The organism is Streptomyces ambofaciens ATCC 23877, from assembly GCF_001267885.1.
In the GTDB taxonomy this organism is placed as follows: domain Bacteria; phylum Actinomycetota; class Actinomycetes; order Streptomycetales; family Streptomycetaceae; genus Streptomyces; species Streptomyces ambofaciens.
Window position 1 is genome coordinate 1,890,804 of the sequence record NZ_CP012382.1, and the last position, 18,147, is coordinate 1,908,950.

The 18,147-nt window shown below is 73.9% G+C and carries 15 protein-coding genes and 1 pseudogene; 5 read left to right on the forward strand and 11 right to left on the reverse strand.

Annotation, left to right across the window (positions count from 1 at the left end; translation table 11 throughout):
• Positions 1–402: 402 nt before the first annotated feature.
• On the reverse strand, positions 403–1,038 hold the full coding sequence (locus SAM23877_RS08540) for an NUDIX domain-containing protein (protein ID WP_053128544.1): 636 nt from the start codon (positions 1,036–1,038) through the stop codon (positions 403–405).
• Between the two features lie 86 nt (positions 1,039–1,124).
• Complete coding sequence (locus SAM23877_RS08545) at positions 1,125–2,774, reverse strand: CTP synthase (RefSeq protein ID WP_053128546.1); 1,650 nt, start codon at positions 2,772–2,774, stop codon at positions 1,125–1,127.
• Positions 2,775–3,318: 544 nt separating this feature from the next.
• On the opposite strand from SAM23877_RS08545, the gene SAM23877_RS08550 reads away from it, so the two are divergent.
• On the forward strand, positions 3,319–5,121 hold the full coding sequence (locus SAM23877_RS08550; protein WP_053128553.1) for a glycoside hydrolase family 15 protein: 1,803 nt from the start codon (positions 3,319–3,321) through the stop codon (positions 5,119–5,121).
• 578 nt (positions 5,122–5,699) lie between these two features.
• Positions 5,700–7,334, forward strand: coding sequence for a PucR family transcriptional regulator (locus SAM23877_RS08555; protein ID WP_053128555.1), 1,635 nt, complete (start codon positions 5,700–5,702; stop codon positions 7,332–7,334).
• A gap of 10 nt (positions 7,335–7,344) precedes the next feature.
• Here the strand turns inward: SAM23877_RS08555 and SAM23877_RS08560 are convergent, their stop codons facing one another.
• The 5 genes and pseudogenes from SAM23877_RS08560 to SAM23877_RS08580 all read right to left on the reverse strand — a co-directional run bounded on the left by SAM23877_RS08560 (position 7,345) and on the right by SAM23877_RS08580 (position 12,538).
• Positions 7,345–8,490: a glycosyltransferase family 4 protein gene (locus SAM23877_RS08560; RefSeq protein WP_053128557.1), complete on the reverse strand. Its 1,146-nt coding sequence runs from the start codon at positions 8,488–8,490 to the stop codon at positions 7,345–7,347.
• A 188-nt stretch (positions 8,491–8,678) separates the two neighbouring features.
• A pseudogene (locus SAM23877_RS08565) lies at positions 8,679–9,149 on the reverse strand (hypothetical protein); the annotation flags it as partial.
• 109 nt (positions 9,150–9,258) lie between these two features.
• Positions 9,259–9,684 (reverse strand): STAS domain-containing protein, encoded by a 426-nt coding sequence (locus SAM23877_RS08570; RefSeq protein WP_063796774.1) that lies wholly within the window; start codon positions 9,682–9,684, stop codon positions 9,259–9,261.
• The gene (locus SAM23877_RS08575; protein WP_079030093.1) at positions 9,681–10,880 is read right to left on the reverse strand and encodes a cobalamin B12-binding domain-containing protein; all 1,200 of its coding nucleotides are present in this window, start codon (positions 10,878–10,880) and stop codon (positions 9,681–9,683) included. The genes SAM23877_RS08570 and SAM23877_RS08575 overlap by 4 nt, the downstream gene beginning before the upstream one ends.
• Positions 10,877–12,538 (reverse strand): PP2C family protein-serine/threonine phosphatase, encoded by a 1,662-nt coding sequence (locus SAM23877_RS08580; RefSeq protein ID WP_053142291.1) that lies wholly within the window; start codon positions 12,536–12,538, stop codon positions 10,877–10,879. The genes SAM23877_RS08575 and SAM23877_RS08580 overlap by 4 nt, the downstream gene beginning before the upstream one ends.
• A gap of 169 nt (positions 12,539–12,707) precedes the next feature.
• Between SAM23877_RS08580 and SAM23877_RS08585 the strand changes: the two genes are divergently transcribed.
• Both SAM23877_RS08585 and SAM23877_RS08590 read left to right on the forward strand, forming a co-directional pair.
• Complete coding sequence (locus SAM23877_RS08585; RefSeq protein ID WP_053128559.1) at positions 12,708–13,082, forward strand: STAS domain-containing protein; 375 nt, start codon at positions 12,708–12,710, stop codon at positions 13,080–13,082.
• 55 nt (positions 13,083–13,137) lie between these two features.
• On the forward strand, positions 13,138–13,566 hold the full coding sequence (locus SAM23877_RS08590) for an ATP-binding protein (RefSeq protein ID WP_053128561.1): 429 nt from the start codon (positions 13,138–13,140) through the stop codon (positions 13,564–13,566).
• Between the two features lie 91 nt (positions 13,567–13,657).
• On the opposite strand, the gene recN is transcribed toward SAM23877_RS08590, so the two are convergent.
• From recN to SAM23877_RS08610, 4 genes are all read right to left on the reverse strand, one after another.
• Positions 13,658–15,376 carry a DNA repair protein RecN gene (recN, locus tag SAM23877_RS08595; protein ID WP_053128563.1) on the reverse strand — a complete coding sequence of 573 codons (1,719 nt, stop codon included), beginning with the start codon at positions 15,374–15,376 and terminating at the stop codon, positions 13,658–13,660.
• 164 nt (positions 15,377–15,540) lie between these two features.
• On the reverse strand, positions 15,541–16,446 hold the full coding sequence (locus SAM23877_RS08600; RefSeq protein WP_053128565.1) for an NAD kinase: 906 nt from the start codon (positions 16,444–16,446) through the stop codon (positions 15,541–15,543).
• Entirely contained in the window at positions 16,443–17,258 is an 816-nt protein-coding gene (locus SAM23877_RS08605; protein WP_053128568.1) for a hemolysin, read from the reverse strand. Before SAM23877_RS08605 ends, SAM23877_RS08600 begins: the two co-directional genes overlap by 4 nt.
• A 7-nt stretch (positions 17,259–17,265) precedes the next feature.
• Positions 17,266–17,565: a hypothetical protein gene (locus tag SAM23877_RS08610; protein ID WP_053128570.1), complete on the reverse strand. Its 300-nt coding sequence runs from the start codon at positions 17,563–17,565 to the stop codon at positions 17,266–17,268.
• Between the two features lie 42 nt (positions 17,566–17,607).
• On the opposite strand from SAM23877_RS08610, the gene SAM23877_RS08615 reads away from it, so the two are divergent.
• Positions 17,608–17,955 (forward strand): sterol-binding protein, encoded by a 348-nt coding sequence (locus SAM23877_RS08615; protein ID WP_053128572.1) that lies wholly within the window; start codon positions 17,608–17,610, stop codon positions 17,953–17,955.
• Positions 17,956–18,147 lie beyond the last annotated feature (192 nt).

The following is an 18,147-nucleotide window of genomic DNA, read 5'->3' on the forward strand; positions in this document are numbered from 1 at the left end:
CCCGGCGGAGCGCGGCGGGCACGTCCCCCGATCGGATCAACCGATGGTCACACCGTGGAGGGCCCCGGGGGCGAGTGGGTCGGCGGCCCCGGCCCGCGCCGTGTGGGCGGCGTCCAGGCCCCGAGCGGGCGGGGCTCCCACCCCGGGAGCGAGTGGCACCGGCCGCGACCGAGCGGGACCGACCCCGGCAGCGAGTGGGACCGACCGCGACCGAGCGGGACCGACCCCGGCAGTGGCCGACGTCAGCCCCCGGAGCGAGTGGGGCCAGCCCGGAACTGAGGCGGACCGGGCCTCGGTTCCGGGTGGGAGTCAGCCTCCGGACCGGGCGGGAGTCAACCCCGGGGCCGGATGGGAGTCAGCCCCGGGATCGGGGTGGGAGTCAGCCCCGGGCCCCGGTGGGAGTCAGGCCTCGAACGGACGCGCCGGCCAGGGTGCCTCCGCCGGGCGCAGGGTGTCGAGCCCGTCCCCCTGCTCGGCCGCGACCAGCGACAGCACGCCCACCACCAGGCAGTTGTTGTGCAGCTCGCCCGCGAGCACACCCCGGACCAGGTCCGCGACGGGCACCCGCGCCAGCTCCATGTCGGCCTCTTCGTCCTCGACCTCGAAGCGCGCGCCCTCGGCCTCGGACAGGTTCCGCGCGAGGAAGATCCGCACGGCCTCGTCGCAGCCGCCGGGGGTGGTGTAGACGTCGGTCAGCACCCGCCAGTCCTCGGCCTTGACGTGGGCCTCTTCGTAGAGCTCGCGCTGGGCGGCGTGCAGCGGGTTCTCGCCGGGGACGTCGAGCAGGCCCGCCGGGATCTCCCACAGCTTCTCGCGCACCGGGTGGCGGTACTGCCGGATGACCAGCACCCGTCCCTCGTCGTCCAGGGCGAGGACGGCCACGGAGCCGGGGTGGACCTGGTAGTCGCGGGTCACCACGGAGCCGTCGGGCATGACCACGTCGTCCTGGCGGACGGAGGTCTTGTTGCCCTGGAACGGCGTCCGTGTGCCCCGGACCTCCCACTCTTCGGGGATGTCCTTGATGCTGCTGCCCGTCATGCCTGACCTGCCCTTCCAGACGTACGCGAAAAGCCGGGGCACGCGCCGTTGAATGCGCGCGCCCCGGCCACCGTACAACTGGTGTGTTACTTCGACGTCTTCCGCTCGACCGCCGCCTTGACCAGCCCGGCGAAGAGCGGGTGCGGGCGGGTCGGGCGCGAGCGCAGCTCCGGGTGCGCCTGCGTGGCGACCAGGTACGGGTGGACGTCGCGCGGGTACTCGACGTACTCGACCAGCTTGCCGTCCGGGGAGGTGCCCGAGAAGACGATGCCCGCCTTCTTCTCCAGCTCCGCGCGGTAGGCGTTGTTCACCTCGTAGCGGTGGCGGTGCCGCTCCTCGACGTACTCCTTGCCGTCGTAGACCTCGCGGACGATGGAGCCCTCGGCCAGCTTGGCCGGGTACATGCCGAGCCGCATCGTGCCGCCCATGTCGCCCTCGCCGGCCACGATGTCCAGCTGTTCGGCCATGGTCGAGACGACCGGGTGGGCGGTGGCCGGGTCGAACTCGGTGGAGTTGGCGTCCGCGACACCGGCCAGGTTGCGCGCGGCCTCGACCACGATGCACTGCAGCCCCAGGCACAGGCCCAGCAGCGGGATCCCGTTCTCGCGGGCGTACTTGATCGCGCCGACCTTGCCGGTGACGCCGCGCTCGCCGAAGCCGCCCGGGATGCAGATCGCGTCGACGTCCCCGAGCTGCGCCTGGGCACCGGCCGGGGTCTTGCAGTCGTCGGAGGTGACCCATTTGATCTTCACGCGGGCCTTGTTCGCGAAGCCGCCCGCACGCAGCGCCTCGGTGACCGAGAGGTAGGCGTCGGGCAGGTCGATGTACTTGCCGACCAGCGCCATGACGATCTCGTGGTCGGGGTTGTGGACGCGGTCGAGCAGGTCGTCCCAGGTCGTCCAGTCCACGTCGCGGAACGGCAGGTCCAGCTTGCGGACGACGTAGGCGTCCAGACCCTCGCCGTGCACGGTCTTGGGGATGTCGTAGATCGAGCGGGCGTCGGGGCAGGCCACCACCGCTGCCTCGTCGACGTCGCACATCAGGGAGATCTTGCGCTTGATCGCGGTCGGCACCTCGCGGTCGCAGCGCAGCACGATCGCGTCCGGCTGGATACCGATGTTGCGCAGCGCCGCCACCGAGTGCTGGGTCGGCTTGGTCTTGAGCTCGCCCGAGGGGCCGATGTACGGCAGGAGCGAGATGTGGACCACGAAGACGTTGTCGCGGCCGACCTCGTGCCGGACCTGGCGGACGGTCTCCAGGAACGGCAGCGACTCGATGTCGCCGACCGTGCCGCCGACCTCGGTGATCACGACGTCGACCTCGTCCGTCGCCATGCGGCGGATGCGGTGCTTGATCTCGTTGGTGATGTGCGGGATGACCTGGACCGTGTCGCCCAGGTACTCGCCACGCCGCTCCTTGGCGATCACCGTGTTGTAGACCTGACCGGTGGTGACATTGGCGGAGCCGTCGAGGTCGCGGTCGAGGAAACGCTCGTAGTGGCCGATGTCCAGGTCGGTCTCGGCGCCGTCGTTGGTGACGAACACCTCACCGTGCTGGAAGGGGTTCATCGTGCCAGGGTCGACATTGAGGTACGGGTCGAGCTTCTGCATCACGACGCGCAGACCCCGTGCCTTGAGCAGCATGCCGAGGCTGGAGGCGGTCAGCCCCTTGCCGAGCGAGGAGGCGACACCCCCGGTGACGAAGATGTGCTTGGTCGTCGAGGATTTGGGCGGCATGGCCAAGAGGGGGCTCCCGTGGTCGCGGTCTGGGGTGCGGTGCGTTCGTCGTCCGACCCGGTCGTACCGGGTTGTCGTCGGCGGCGCCGTCGCTGCGGTTCCGGGGTTTTTCTCCCACCGGTCCACGGGCTACCAGCGTATCAGCGCCTCGGGGCGATGGCTTCCGGCCACCCTCCGCGCACGCCCGGACACGCAGGCGCGCGGCTCACCGTTTCCTCACCCGGTGGTCACCCGTTCGGCGGACCCGGGTTGCCCGGAGCGGCACACAGATCATCTACGTGCGACGTATCCTGCTCGGACGTTCGCTGCCGAGACCGCCCCGGTGAGACGGCACCACCCCCCGCCCGTCAGCACCGGAACAATGAGAGCTCGTCGGTTCGTTGAGAAACGGTTGACCTTTGCGGCACAGCGTTTGGCTTCCCGGCCGAACGGCTGCTTTGCTTCATGGCTCAACGACGCATGACACAGACACCTGACCTCACCCTTGACCGCACTAGCGACCGCCCCCACGCGGGGTGACGTGGCCGTTCGACTGGAGTTGCACGTGGCCGGGCGCATCGAAGACTACGCACTCATCGGAGACATGCAGACCGCTGCCCTGGTCTGCCGGGACGGCACAGTCGACTGGCTGTGCCTGCCCCGCTTCGACTCGCATGCCATCTTCGCCGGTCTGCTGGGCACCGGAGAACACGGGTTCTGGCGGATGGGCCCCGCCTACGCGCCCGGCGCCGAGCCGCCCACGGCGGCCCGGCGGAGCTACCGCGGCGACTCGCTGGTCCTGGAGTCCGAGTGGGACACCCCCCGCGGCACCGTCAGGGTGATCGATTTCATGCCGCCGCGCGACGGCGCACCGCAGCTGATCCGGATCGTGGAGGGTGTCTCCGGCCGGGTGCCGATGCGCTCGGAGCTGCGGATGCGGTTCAGCTACGGCCGTGTCGTCCCGTGGGTGCACAAGCACGAGGGCCGCACGGTGGCCGTCGCGGGCCCCGACTCCGTGTGGTTCGACACAGAGGTCGAGACCTACGGCAAGGCGCTCACGACCTTCGCGGACTTCACGGTCGCGCCGGGTGACCGGATCGCGTTCACCATCTCGTGGGAGCCGTCGCACAAGGAGCCGCCGGCGCTGCCGGAGCCGGAGCAGTCGCTGGTGGCGACGGAGGAGTTCTGGCGCGACTGGGTCGAGCACTGCACGTACCACGGCCCCTACCGGGAGGCCGTGGTCCGCTCCCTGATCACGCTGAAGGCCCTGACGTACGCCCCCACCGGCGGCATCGTGGCCGCGCCCACCACCTCCCTGCCGGAGGACATCGGCGGCGTCCGCAACTGGGACTACCGCTACACCTGGCTGCGCGACGCCGCGATCACCCTGTCCTCGCTGCTGCGCACCGGCTACCGCGAGGAGGCCCGCGCCTGGCGCGAGTGGCTGCTGCGCGCGGTCGCCGGCGACCCGGAGAACCTGCAGATCATGTACGGCATCGCCGGCGAGCGCGAGCTGGGCGAGGCGGAGCTGGACTGGCTGCCCGGCTACGAGGGCTCCGGACCGGTGCGGGTCGGCAACGGCGCCGCGCACCAGCTCCAGCTGGACGTCTACGGCGAGGTCACCGAGGCCCTGCACCTGGCCCACATGACGGGCCTGTCCCGCAACGACTACGCGTCGGTGCTCCAGCTCAAGCTGATCCGCTACCTGGAGGACCACTGGCAGGAGCCGGACGAGGGCATCTGGGAGGTGCGCGGCCCGCGCCGCCACTTCGTGCACTCCAAGGTGATGGCCTGGGTCGCCGTCGACCGCACCATCAAGCTGATCGAGTCCGGTGACGCCGACGGCCCGCTGGAGCGCTGGAAGCAGCTGCGCGACGACATCCACCGGGACGTGTGCGAGAAGGGCTACGACAAGGAACGCAACACCTTCACGCAGTCCTACGGCTCCCGGGAGCTGGACGCCTCGCTGCTGCTGATCCCGCAGATGGGCTTCCTGCCGCCGGACGACAAGCGGGTCATCGGCACCATCGAGGCCATCCAGCGGGAGCTGTCCACCTCGGACGGCTTCATCCTGCGCTACCCGACGGAGGGTGGCGACGAGGGCGTGGACGGTCTGCCCGGCGACGAAGGCGCCTTCCTGGCCTGCTCGTTCTGGATGGCCGACGACCTGGCAATGATCGGCCGGGTGGACGAGGCGCGGAAGCTCTTCGAGAAGCTCCTGTCCCTGCGCAACGACCTGGGCCTCCTGGCCGAGGAGTGGGACCCCCGCCTCCAGCGTCAGGTCGGCAACTTCCCGCAGGCCTTCAGCCACGTCCCCCTGATCGACACGGCCCTGCGGCTCACGGCGAGCGGGGCCTACGGGGGCTGACCCGCCCGTCCTGCCCGCAGCCACCACCGGCCGCGGGCAGCCACGCCGTGACCGCACGCGGCTGCGGGCGGTCACACCGGACGTACGGCTGCGGGCGGTCACACCGGTAGTGCGGTTGCGGGCGGTCACAGCGGTAGTGCGGTTGCGGGCGGTCACAGCGGTAGTGGGGTTGCGGGCGGTCACGCGGGCCGCGCGTCCGCGGGCCGGCACGCGCCGGCCGCCGTCACCGCGGGCGCGCGCCCCCGCCCGCCGCGGGGCGAGGGCCCGCACGGCCGCGCGGGCACTCGCCCCGCGACTCGGGCCCTCGCCTCGCTGGAGCGGCACGCGGGGGCGCCCGGGGCCCGCGCGGCCCCGGGCCCTCGCCTCGCTGGGGCGGCACGGTGGGCGCTGGGCGGCCTCCCATGCCGTTCGGACCCTGGGGGAGGCACCGCGCGGCGCCGGGCCGCGCCCCGCCTCAGGACCGCGCGGGCGCCGGGCACCCGGCAGGCACGGGCCACGCGGGCCCCGCCCCGGGGCACCCCCGGGGCACCGCCCGCCCGAGATGAAGCCGCCCCTCACCCCCAGGTACCGTCCGCTGCATGAACACCCCCAGCGCACCCCCACCCTCGGGGATCACCGTGCAGCGTGCCCTGGAACTCCCCGGCCTCCGCAGCGGCCTGCCGGAGATCCTGGCCGGTGCCGACCGCCTGCACCGCACCGTGCGCTGGGTCCACGCCGGGGAGGTGCCCAACATCGCCTCCCTGCTCAAGGGCGGCGAGCTCCTGCTGACCACGGGCTACGGCCTCGGCACCCGCCCGGCCGAGCAGCGCGCCTTCGTCCGTACGCTCGCCGAGCGCGGCATCGCGGCCCTCGTCGTGGAGCTCGGCCCGCGCTTCACCCGGTTGCCCGCGACCCTCGTGGACACCGCCCGCGCGGCCGGACTGCCGCTGGTCCAGCTCCACCGCGAGGTGCCCTTCGTGACGGTCACCGAGGAGGTCCACACCGAGATCGTCAACGGTCACTACGCGCTGCTCCAGCGGGCCGAGGAGGTGCACCGCCGCTGTACGGAGGCCCTGCTGGGCGGCGGCGGGGTGCCCCAGGTCCTCGGCATCCTGGCCGACTTCGGGGACAACCCGGTCTTCCTGGAGACCACCGACGGCCGCCTCCTGTACGCCGCCGGCTCCGGCCCCGAGGGCGCCGACCCGCTCCAGGTGTGGGAGGGGCTGCGCGGCCCGCACAAGGACGCCCCTCCCCCGGCGGGCTCGGTCCTGGTGGACGTACCCGGCGGCGGCCCGGGCGCCGGTTCGGTGCGCGCCCGGCTCGCCCTCCTGCCCGTGCGGTCCCCGCTGGCGCCGGTGCACCGGATGGCGGCGGAGCGGGCGGCCGGCATCCTCGCCGTGGTGCTGATGCAGGCGCGGCAGGAGGAGGAACTGGCGGCGCGTGGGCGCGGCGACTTCCTCACCGACCTCGCCGAGGGGCGGATCACCGCGGAGGACGCCCCGGCGCAGGCACGCGTCCTGGGCTTCAAGCCCGGCGCCGGCCCGCTGCTCCCGGTGGTGATGCGGCTGGGCGACTCCCTCTCCCCCTCCGGTGGCGGCTGGGCGGTGCTGGCGCGCGCGGTCGCCGAGGAACTGGCGTCGGTCGGGGTGCCGGTCCTGCTGGGCGTACGACCGGTGGAGGGCCGGGTCCCGCTCCTGGTGGGCCTGCGCTCGGAGCCGGAGCGGGCGGCGGTCGCGGACCGGGTTGCGGCGGCGCTGCGGGCGGGCGTGGAGCGGGCCGGGATGCGGCGGCCGGGGGCGCAGCCGCCCGTCGTGGTCGTCGGGGTGGCGGGCGGCTGGGCGGCGGCCTCCGCGAGCCTCAGGCACGCGGCGGAGACGGCGACCGCGGCCCAGGGGCTCACCGACCGGCCCTGGTACGACGCCCGGCGTCTCGACATCGACCTGCTGCTGTGGCGGCTGCGTGACCACCCGGACCTCGCGGCCTTCGTGGACCGGGCGATCGGTCCCCTCCGCGACCACGACGACCGGTCCAAGCCGCCGTTGCTGCCCACGCTCCAGACGTACCTGGCGCACGCCGGACGCAAGGCGGAGACGGCGCGCGAACTCCACCTCAACCGACAGACGCTCTACAACCGGCTGGCGCGGATCGGGGAGTTGCTGGGCACGGATCTCGACGACCCGCAGACCGTGCTGGCGTTGAGCCTGGCACTGCGCGCGCGTCGGCACGTGGCGTGACCGGGCCCGTTCAGAGCATCGGCGTGGGCTGCGTCAACTCGTCGTAGACGCTGAGGACCTGCGCGACGGTCTCGTCCTCGGTCGGCCAGGTGGCGGCCTGCCGCACGCCCCTGTCCCTCAGTTCCTCGCACCGCCCGGGATCGTCCAGCAGCCGGATCACGGCGCGGGCGAGTGCCTCCGCGTCCCCGGCCGGGACGAGTTCGGCGGCGTCACCGACGAGTTCGGGGATGCCGCCCGCGTCACTCGCCACGAGCGGCAGGCGCGCGGTGAGCGCCTCCTGGGCGAGGACGGAGCGGGCCTCCCGGCGGCTCGGCAGCAGCGCGAGGTCGGCCGCCGCCAGCAGGTCGCCGACGTCGTCACGGCTGCCGATGAGGACCACCGGCAGCCCCTCGTCCTCGATCCGCCGCTGAAGGTGCGGGCGTGCGGGGCCCTCACCGGCGACGACGACCAGCGGTACGGGATCGAGACGGCGCCAGGCGCGGGCCGCGTCGAGCAGGACGTCGTAGCCCCGGTGCGGCTCCAGGGAACCGACGGCGAGGAGCAACGGGCGTCCGATGGCGCCGAGTTCGGCTCGGATCTTGGGGCGCCGCCGGTCGGGGTCGTCGGGTTCGGCCGGCCCGCACGGCCGGGCGGGGAGCGCGACGGGCCCGAGCCGGGCGTCCCGCGCACCGGCCCCTCGTGCCCCGTCGACCAGTTCCGACGTGGCGCCCAGCACCACGGTGGCGGCCTTCATCACCCGCCGTTCCAGGACGCGCAGCAGATGGGCGCGCGCTCCCTCGGCGCGGGCCCGGTCGTGCCAGGTGACGACCAGCGGGGTGCGGACCCGTCGCCCGCCGAGAGCCAGCGCGGCGCGGAAGGAGGCGTGCAGTCCGTGCGCGTGCACCAGGTCGGCGTCCGCGCACACCGCCCGCAGCGCGGCCACGGAGACGGGGTCGCTGCTGCGCGGTACGTGCACGTGCTCCGCTCCCGCGCCCGTGAAGTCGTAGGTGCGTTCCGCATCGGCGGGGGCGCACACCGTCACTTTCACGCCCCGTGCGACGAGCCCCGCGGCCAGGGAGCGCACGTGCGCGCTGCTGCCGGCGTTGCCGCCGCCCAGCACCTGCACGGTGCGCAGCGGCGACTGGCCGTGCGGGGCGTGGCTGCTCACGGGGGTCACGTGGCCGGGGCTCCTGGTTTCTGCGGGGGGACGGTCACGAAGAACGTACAGAACGATGGTGCGGGGAGGGCGCGCCGCAAGGCCTCTGCGCGGCACACCCTCAAGGATGCCAGGCCGTACGGGTGTTCCGGGTACGACGACCGTCGCGCGCGGGCGACCGGCGGGGCAACGAGACAGGGCCAGTTCACTCACACGAGTGAACGGGCGGCCTCGCTCACCTGCTCCCCGTACGCTGCCGCGGTCACGAGCGCGACGGCGTGCGCGGCCAGCCCGGCCCGGCCGGTCCCGACCACCACGGCGGCGCCCAGGGCCGCGCCGAGCGCGTGCGCTCCCGTGTCGCCGAGCATGGTCCGCTCGGCGAGGTCGTCGGGCAGGACGGCCGCAGCGGCCCCCATCGCGGCGGCGGCCGTCTCCGCTCCGGGCCCCTTCCTCAGCAGTCCCGGCGCCCCGAGCGCGAGCACCGCCGCGCCGGCCCTGCCGGGGCGTACGTCCACGAGGTTGACCAGGTGCGCGGCCCCGGCGACGACGACGCCCGCGAGCACCTTGTCCAGCGGCCTATCCCTCAGCACCGCGCCCGCGGCCGGCCCGGCCGCGGAGATCCCGAGCAGCTTCACGGCGCCGCTGGTGACCTGGCCGTCCCGCAGCGCCGTCAGGTGCGCGGTCCTGCGGGCGGGGACGGTCATCGGATCACCCTACGGCTCACGCGCGGCCTCGGTCCGGGGCCTTCCTCGGCCCGGGTGGCCCGGTGTCGTACGGACCGTCGTCCCGTCACGGTCCCTGGTCGGACCGCGTCCGGCCGTCGGCCTGCTGAGCCTGGCGTATGCCCTCTCCGTCCGCGGAGGCAGGGGACTCGGCCGGCGGTGCGGGCGCGAACTGGTCCAGGGTGCCGGTGACTTCCAGCAGGCGGCGGAGGAAGTCGGGTCGGCCGTCGAGACGGAGGGCGGCACCGGTGTCGCTTGCGATCCGCTCGATCATCAGGAGCGTGGCCAGGCCCATGGAGTCGCAGGTGGTGAGGCGCGCGCAGTCCAGCCGCACCACGCGGGGCACCGGTTCGAGCGCGAGCCGGTCACGGGCGGCGGCCAGCAGCTCGTCGGCGCTGTCGTAGTCGAGGTCACCGCTGAGCCGCAGCAGTACCTCGTCGGCTTCCGACGGGGTGACGGTGACGTGGAAGTCGTTCTGGGGGCGCGTGGTCATACGGTGATTCCGGGTCCGGGAGTCGTGGGACGGGAGGGGCGTGCGTCGAGCACCGCTCGGCCTCGTTCCAGGAGGCGCAGGGCCCGTGGGAAGTCCTTGACCTCGTCGGCCAGGACGACGAGCGTGGGGCGCAGCACGGTGGCCGGGACGCCGCGGGCCTCCAGGATGTCGGCGGTCCAGTCCAGGAACTCGGTGAACAGCCGGGCGTCGTCGGCGTAGAGGGCGGCGGACAGGAAGTCGACGACGTGGGCGACGTCCTCAGCGGTGCGTTCGCGCTGGGTGTCGGTGTAGGCGCGCATCGCGGGCAGGCGTGCGTCGAGGCCGGCCAGGGTGTTCCTGACCAGCCGCGCCTTGCCGCGGACGATGAGGGTGTACTCCTGGTCGGTCAGGTGCGGCAGGCCGTCGACCGGCGGGTGCGCGGCGTCGGGACGGGGCCGCGGGACGCCCCGGCCGAGGAGGTCGGCGGCGGCGCGGGCGTCGGGTGCCCAGGCGTCGGCGCCCAGGAGGCGGGCGTGACGGCCGTCCGCGCCGAAGGCGGCGCCGCCGGCCAGGACGGGGATGCCGAGGGCCTGGACGGCGGTGATGGCCGTGTGTGCCGCGGGGAGCCGGGTGGGCAGCGACGAGGACAGGGCCAGGACGTCCGGGGCGGTGCGGTGCATGTGCGCCACCAGGTGCGGGGTGGGTACCTGGGCGCCGAGGAAGTCGACCTCGTGACCGCGGCCCCGCAGCACCTCGGCGAGGATCCGCGCGGGCAGGGCGTGCCACTCCCCGTCCACGCAGGCGACGGTCACCGTGCCGGCCGTGCCCGCCGCGGCGCCGGGGCCGGCGGCGTCGCGGTGCGCCATGGCGGCGATGACCCGGTCGTGGATGGCGGTGGCCGCGTGCTCCTGCGCGACGCTGATGCGTCCCGCGGCCCACTCCGTGCCGACCCGCACCTGCACGGGGACGATGACGTCCAGGAGCACCTCCTCGGAGGAGAGGCCGCTGTCCAGCGCGCCGAAGACGACCTGCCCGGCCGCGCGCTCGTCGCGGGCCGTCACCGCCCGCCACAACGCGGTCCGCAGCTCCGGCACGGACCCGGGTCTCCCGCCCTTCGGCTCCGTCCCGGTGCCGGCTCGGGTCTCGGTGCCGGAGTCGATGTCGGCGCCGGTGCTGGTGTCGGTGCCGGTGCTGGTGTCGGTGCTGGTACGGATCATGCTGTGTACCTGCCCGGGGTGTGACCGTCCACCGCCGTCAGGTGCGCCTGTTGCGGCGCGGTGATCGCCACCAGCGCCATGTCGTCGTGCCGCTGGTCACCGATCCAGTCGGCCGCGAGCAGCTGGACGCGTTCGACCACGGCTTCCGCGGGCATGCCGGCGCAGTCGGCCACGGCGGCCCTCAGTCGCGCCTCCCCGAACATGGTGTCGCCCAGGGGGCCACCCCTGGCCTCGGTGATGCCGTCGGTGTACATCAGGCAGGTCTCGCCCGGGGCCAGGTCGACGTGCGCGGTGTGCGCCCGGATCCGGGGCAGGGCGCCGATGAGCGTTCCGGACGTGTCGGCCTCCTCGACGGCACCGCTGTGGCGCACGATCAGGGGCGGCGGATGGCCCGCGCTGGTCAGCCGCAGACGGACCTGCCCGCCGCGCCGGACGACCGAGGCCAGGACGAGGGTCGCGAACCGGGTGTGGCTGCTGTTGAGGAGCGCGCCGTTGAGGAGGCGCAGCATGTTCTCGTGGTCGTCCGCCAGGGGCAGCAGCGCGTGCAGGGTGTTGCGGATCTTGCCGGTGAGGACGGCGGCGTCCAGCCCCTTGCCGCACACGTCGCCGAGGACGGCGAGGGTCTCCTCGCCGGGCCCGGCCCCCGGGTGGACGTCGTAGAAGTCGCCCCCGATCCGCTCGGCGTCCCTGGACGCGCGGTAACCGCCCGCGAACTCGACACCGTGCACCTGCCGCAGCGCGGGCGGCAGCAGGTCGGCCATGAGGGTGGCGGTGATGCTCGTCTGCTCCGAGTACAGGTGGGCCGCCGAGAGGGCGGACCCGGCCCGGGAGGCGAACAACCGGGCGAAGACCTCCTCGGAGTCGTCGAAGGCCGCGTGGTCGCTGCGGCGCAGCAGGATCAGGGCCCCGGCGGGGACCCCGTGCCCGGGCAGCGGGCAGACGACCACGGAACCCACCGGACCGGCGAAGCCCTCGGGCAGCGCCCACTCCGGCAGGGCCGACGGATCGATCCACCGCGACGGCACCGGCGGGAACCCCTGGAGGGCCTCACCGAGGCCGGGCACGGAGGCCGGGTCGATCCGGGCGGTGGTCTGTCTGGTCGCGTCGCCCCCGACGCTGCTGGCGAGCGGGTGCTGCCGTCCGTTGGCGGGGCCCACGAGGAGCGCCGCGTCGGCCAGGTTCTCGGCCGCCAGCCGCACCGTGACGTCCATGCAGCGCTGGACGTTCAGCGAGGCGAGCAACCGGGTGGACGTCTCGGCGAGGAAGGCGGTGCGCTCCTGCTCGTTGCGCAGCGCGCTCTCGGCCAGCAGTCGGTCGGTGTCGTCGACCAGCCACCACACCACGTCCCCGTCGGCCCCCGGGGTGGGGTGCGCCTCCAGCGTCAGGCTCCGGTGCCGTCCCCTGACCGACCGCACCGGGGCGGCGAGCTCGCGTCCGGCGGTGCGCCGGTGGGCGTCGGCGAGCCAGTGGGGCGCCACGTCCTCCAGGGCCGCTCCGCGGGCGGCGCCGGGGAACAGGGCGGCGGCAGCGGCGTTCGCCTCCGCGATCCTGCCGCCGGCGTCCGCGACGACGACCGGGTAGGGCGCGCTCATCCACGACGCCCCGATGCTCTGCGGGGAGCCGTGCGGCTGCGCTGGAGCGTCCTCAAAAATCGTCATCATCGCGAGACCGCACGCTACGGGCCTCATCACCTTCCCTGAAAGACACGTTCCGTCCCACCATGTCCCAACGCCTCCTCGTGTTCAACCCGTCTTCCCCGTCCCCGGCTTGATGTGCGCGCCCGGACCGGTCTGTGACGGGCCGGGCCGTGGCTGCCACAATGCCGTGATGAGTGAAGATCAGGAAGTGCGGACGACCCTGGAGGGCGGCATACGCGTCGTGAGTGTCAGCGGGGAGTTCGACCTCGACACGATCGACGTCCTCGCTCAGGCTCTCACCCGCGTCCCCGAGGGCAGCACCGGCACGGTGCTGGACCTGGCCGGGGTCGTCTTCGCCGACTCGGCGTTCCTGCACCTGCTCCTGCAGGCCAGGCGATACCACGGTACGGTCGGCGCTCCCCTCGTCCTCGCCCGGCCGAGCGCGACCGTGTCGCGGCTGCTGGACGTCACGGGCACCGCCGGCGCCTTCACCGTCGCCCCCTCCGTACCGGCCGCCACCGCGGGCATCCGGGCCACGGAGACCGGCGGAAACGTGATCCGGTGACCGGCCTCGGAAGCCACTCCTTCGGCACTCCGGCGCCGGGAAGGGCTACGGACGGATGACCGAGGGAAGTACGGCGGTCCCCGGCACGGCAGGCGACCGGTCGCCGCTGCCGACGACGGCCGCGGAGGCACGCGCGCAGGTGCAGGACCTGCTGGACACCCACCCTGAAGCACCGTCCCGCATGGTGATCAACGACATCCTGCTGGTCACCTCCGAGCTGGTGACCAACGCGCTGAGGCACGGCGGGGGCCTCACGGCGTTCCACGTCGCTCGGGAGCCCGACGGGCTGCGCGTCGCGGTCACCGACCGGTCCCCCGACCTGCCCCGCACCTCGGCGTCGGCTTCGTCACACGACCCCGCCGGCAGGCTGGGCGGCTTCGGCTGGCCGTTGATCCAGCGGCTGAGCCGGTCCGTCACCATCACCCCGGCTCCGCCCGGGAAGACGATCGAGGCCGTGCTGGCCTACGACCTCCCGGCTCTCTGACCCCTGCGCCCACCGAGCCCGCCCCCTGGGAGCCGTCCACCTCCGGACCGATCGCTCCCGGGACGAGCGGGTCACCGGAGGGGGGCCCGGCCTACGCGTCCGCCCTGGCCGTCGCGAGCAGTTCCTCGGCGTGTGCCCGGGCCGTCTCCGAGTCCTCCTGGCCGGCCAGCATCCGGGACAGCTCCCGGACACGCTCCTCGCCCTCCAGCACCTTGACGCCGGAGCGGGTCACCGAGCCGTCGTTCGTCTTCTCCACCAGCAGCTGCCGGTCGGCGAACGCGGCCACCTGCGGCAGATGGGTGACGACCACGACCTGCGCGCTCTTCGCGAGCCGCGCCAGGCGCCGCCCGATCTCGACGGCCGCCTTGCCGCCGACTCCGGCGTCGACCTCGTCGAAGAGGTACGTGGGCACCGGGTCCGTACCGGCGAACACGACCTCCACGGCGAGCATCACGCGCGAGAGTTCACCGCCGGAGGCTCCCTTGGCGATCGGCCGCGCCGGCGCGCCCGGATGCGGGGCGAGCAGCAGCTCCACCTCGTCGGCGCCCGACGGCCCGTAGGCGACCGTGCGGCCGCCGACCTCCACGCCCTCGGGGTCATCGGTCTGCCGGATCTCGAACGACACCCGCGCGTGGGGCATGGCCAGCGAGGCCAGCTCCGCGGTCACCGCGGCGGCGAACCGCTCGGCGGCCTCCGTCCGGGCGTCCGTGAGCGCCTGCGCCAGCCCGCCCAGTTCGGCGCGGAGCGCGTCCCGTTCGGCGGTCAGCTCGCCGATCCGCTCGTCGTCGCCGTCCAGCTCGGTCAGCCGCGCGGCGCTCTGCTCGGCCCAGGTCAGCACGGCGGCGACGTCCTCGCCGTACTTGCGGGTCAGCGCGGTGAGCGCGGCCCGCCGCTCCTCGACCGCCGCCAGCCGCAACGGGTCGGCGTCCAGGTCGTCGGCGTACCCGGCGAGTTCACCGGCCACGTCCCGCAGCAGGATGCCGACCTCGCCGATCCGCTCGGCGAGCGCGGCCAGCGCCGGGTCGTGCGACCGCACGGCGTCCAGGGCCCGCTGCGCGCCCGCCACGAGCGTCGAGGCGTCGACGCTCTCGGGGTCCTCCGGATTGCCCGCCAGCGCGGCGTGCGCGGCCGTGGCGGCCGACGCGAGGGCCTCGGCGTGGCCCAGCCGCTCCGCCTCCTCCGCGAGCTCGACGTCCTCACCGGCGCGCGGCTCGACGGCCGCGACCTCGTCGAGGCCGTAGCGGAGCAGATCGGCCTCCTGGGCGCGTTCACGCGCGCGGGTGGTGATCTCCTCCAGCTCGCGGGCGACGGCCCGCAGCCGCCGGTAGGCCTCGGCGTACTTGGCGAGCGGTCCGGTGACCGCGTCACCGGCGTACCGGTCCAGTGCCTGCCGCTGCCGGGTCAGTTTGAGCAGCCCCTGCTGGTCGGTCTGACCGTGCACGGCCACCAGTTCGTCGGCCAGCTCGGCGAGCATGCCCACGGGCACGGACCGCCCGCCCAGATGCGCGCGCGACCGTCCCTCGGCGGACACGGTGCGGCTGATCAGCAGCGCCCCGTCGTCCAGCTCGGCCCCGGCCTCCTCGGCCCGGACGGCGACGGCGGCGTCCTGGGGCACGGCGATCCGCCCCTCGACGACGGCGTTCTTCGCGCCGATCCGCACGAGCGCCGCGTCCGCGCGCCCGCCCAGCAGCAGCCCCAGGCTGGTGACCACCATGGTCTTGCCGGCACCCGTCTCACCGGTGACAGCGGTGAACCCGGGCGACAACTCGACCACGGCGTCGTCGATGACCCCGAGCGACCGTATCCGCATCTCCTCAAGCACGGACACGACCTTACGAGGTCCACGACGCAAAGTGCGACCGGCCCACCCCTGTCCCGCCGCTGAGGGCACGCTGCTCAGGGGCGCGGGGAAAGGCGCGACCAGCCACGACGCGCCCGCACCCGCCGGCGTCGGGAACCACCCCTTCGAGACCGCTAGTGCGGCGCGCCGCGCCACCCCGAAACCGGCAGCGCGAACTTCGCGACCAGCCGGTCGGTGAACGACGCGTGGTGCAGCCGGGCCAGCCGCACCGGCACCGCTCCCCGCCGCACCTCCACCCGCGCGCCCGGCGGCAGCTCCACCGTCCGCCGCCCGTCGCACCACAGCACGCCCGGCGGGATGTGCGGCAGCACCTCCACGGCGAGCACCGAGTCCGGCGAGGTCACCAGCGGCTTCGCGAACAGCGCGTGCGCGCTGATCGGCACCATCAGCAGCGCCTCGACCTCGGGCCACACCACCGGCCCCCCGGCCGAGAAGGCGTACGCCGTCGATCCGGTCGGCGTGGACAGCACGATGCCGTCGCAGCCGAACCCCGTCACCGGTCGGCCGTCGATCTCCAGCACGACTTCGAGCAGCTTCTCGGCGCCGGCCTTCTGCACGGCGGCCTCGTTCAGCGCCCAGTCGGTGTGCACGATGTCGCCGTTGCGGTGCACGACGACGTCGACGGTCATCCGTTCCTCGACCTCGTACGCCCGGCTCACCACCCGGTCCACGACCTTGTCCAGGTCGTCGCGCTCGGCCTCGGCGAGGAAGCCGACCCGGCCCAGGTTGACGCCGAGCATGGGGACCCCGGAGGCACGGGCGAACTCGGCACCCCGCAGCAGCGTCCCGTCACCGCCCAGCACGATCAGCAGCTCGCACCCGTCGAGGCACTGCGGTGTGGCCTCCCCGACCAGCTCCACCTCGCTGGGCAGCGGCAGGTCACAGGCCTCCGCCTCCAGGACGCGCACCCCGAGCCCGGCGTTCAGCAGCCCCTTGACCACGAGCTCCGCGCTGCGGATGGCCGCCGGCCGCCCGGTGTGGGCGAGCAGGAAAACAGTACGAGCTCGGTTCTGTGTCAACGCGGCCCCTCCGCCACTGCACGGTCAACGTCGGCCGGGTCCAGTTCACCGGCCCCGGCCCGCAGCCACAGAAAGTACTCGACGTTCCCGGAGGGACCGGGCAGCGGACTGGCCGTGACCCCCCTCACACCGAGCCCCAGTTCCCAGGCCCTGCGGGCGACACCCCGCACGGCCTCGGCCCGCAGCTGCGCACTGCGTACCACTCCCCCGCTGCCCAGCCGCTCCTTGCCCACCTCGAACTGCGGCTTCACCATCATCACCAGGTCGGCGTCCGGTCGCGTGCACCCCACCAGCGCGGGCAGTACCAGTCCGAGCGGGATGAAGGACAGATCCCCCACCACCAGGTCCACCAGCTCCCCGTCGATCGCTTCCGGCGTCAACTCGCGTACGTTCGTACGGTCCTTGACGGTGACGCGTTCATCCTGCCGCAGACTCCACGCGAGTTGTCCGTATCCGACGTCCACGGCGACGACGTGTGCCGCGCCCGCCCGCAGCAGTACGTCGGTGAAGCCTCCGGTGGACGCGCCGGCGTCCAGCGCCCGCCGCCCCTCGACGACGAGCCCCTGCGGTACGAACGCCGACAGGGCGCCGGCCAGCTTGTGGCCGCCGCGCGAGACGTAGTCGGGGTCGCCGTCGTCGGCGGTCACCACGATCGCGGCGGCGGTCTCCACCTGCGTGGCGGGCTTGGTCGCGACGGTCTTGCCGACGGAGACCCGCCCGGCGGCGATCAGCTGGCTCGCGTGCTCGCGCGAGCGCGCCAGCTTGCGGCGGACCAGCTCCGCGTCGAGACGGCGGCGTGCGACTCCAGCCACGTTCGGTTCAGCTCCTGTGTTCGTGCGGGCGCGGGGGCGCCGGAGGTCCCGGGCGGGCGTCGAGCGCGGTGAGCGCGTCGCGCAGCCCCCGGTGTACATCCTCGTACACCTGGACGTGTCCGTCGGTGGCCAGGTGGTCGGCGTCGGCCAGCCGGGCCAGTCCGGCGTCCACCTCGGCGTTTCCGGTGGGAGGGCGGGGCACGCCGAGGGGCGCGGGAGCCGCGGGATCGTACCCCGGCAGGCCCTGGGCCCCGGCCCCGTCCGCCTCGCTGTCGTCGGCCGCGGGCACCGGTACTGCGTCGCTCATGCCCCGACGCTACCGCGTACCGCTGGGGTACGGTCGGTCCCGATGGCGACGACCGAGGAGTGCCGCGCCGCACTCGAGAAGCTCGCGGACGACATGGGCCGTGCCGAGGGGGACGTCCGCTCGGCCGCCGAGCTGGACCGCTCGGTGAGCTGCCACATCACCGACCTGGACGTCACCTTCGCGGGCCGCATGGCGGACGGCCGGATCGACGTGCGCGAGACCCTCGAGGGGCCGCCGCGCGAGAAGGCCGAGATCAGGCTGGCGATGACCGGAGACGACCTGGTGGCCCTGGTCGGGGGCGAGCTGAACTTCGCCAAGGCCTGGGGCTCGGGCCGGGTGAGGCTGGAGGCGGGCCTGCGGGACCTGTTCCGCCTCAGGAAGCTCCTGTAGCCACCTGGGCGAGTCTCTCTGGCCGCCCCGGCAAGCTCCTCCAGCCACCTGGACGAGTCCCTTCGGCCGCCCCGGCAAGCTCCTCCAGCCACCAGGACGAGTCCCTTCGACCGCCCCGGGAAGCAACTCCAGCCACCGGGACGAGGCCCTTCGGCCGCTCCGGGAAGCTCCTCCAGCCACCCGGGCGAACTC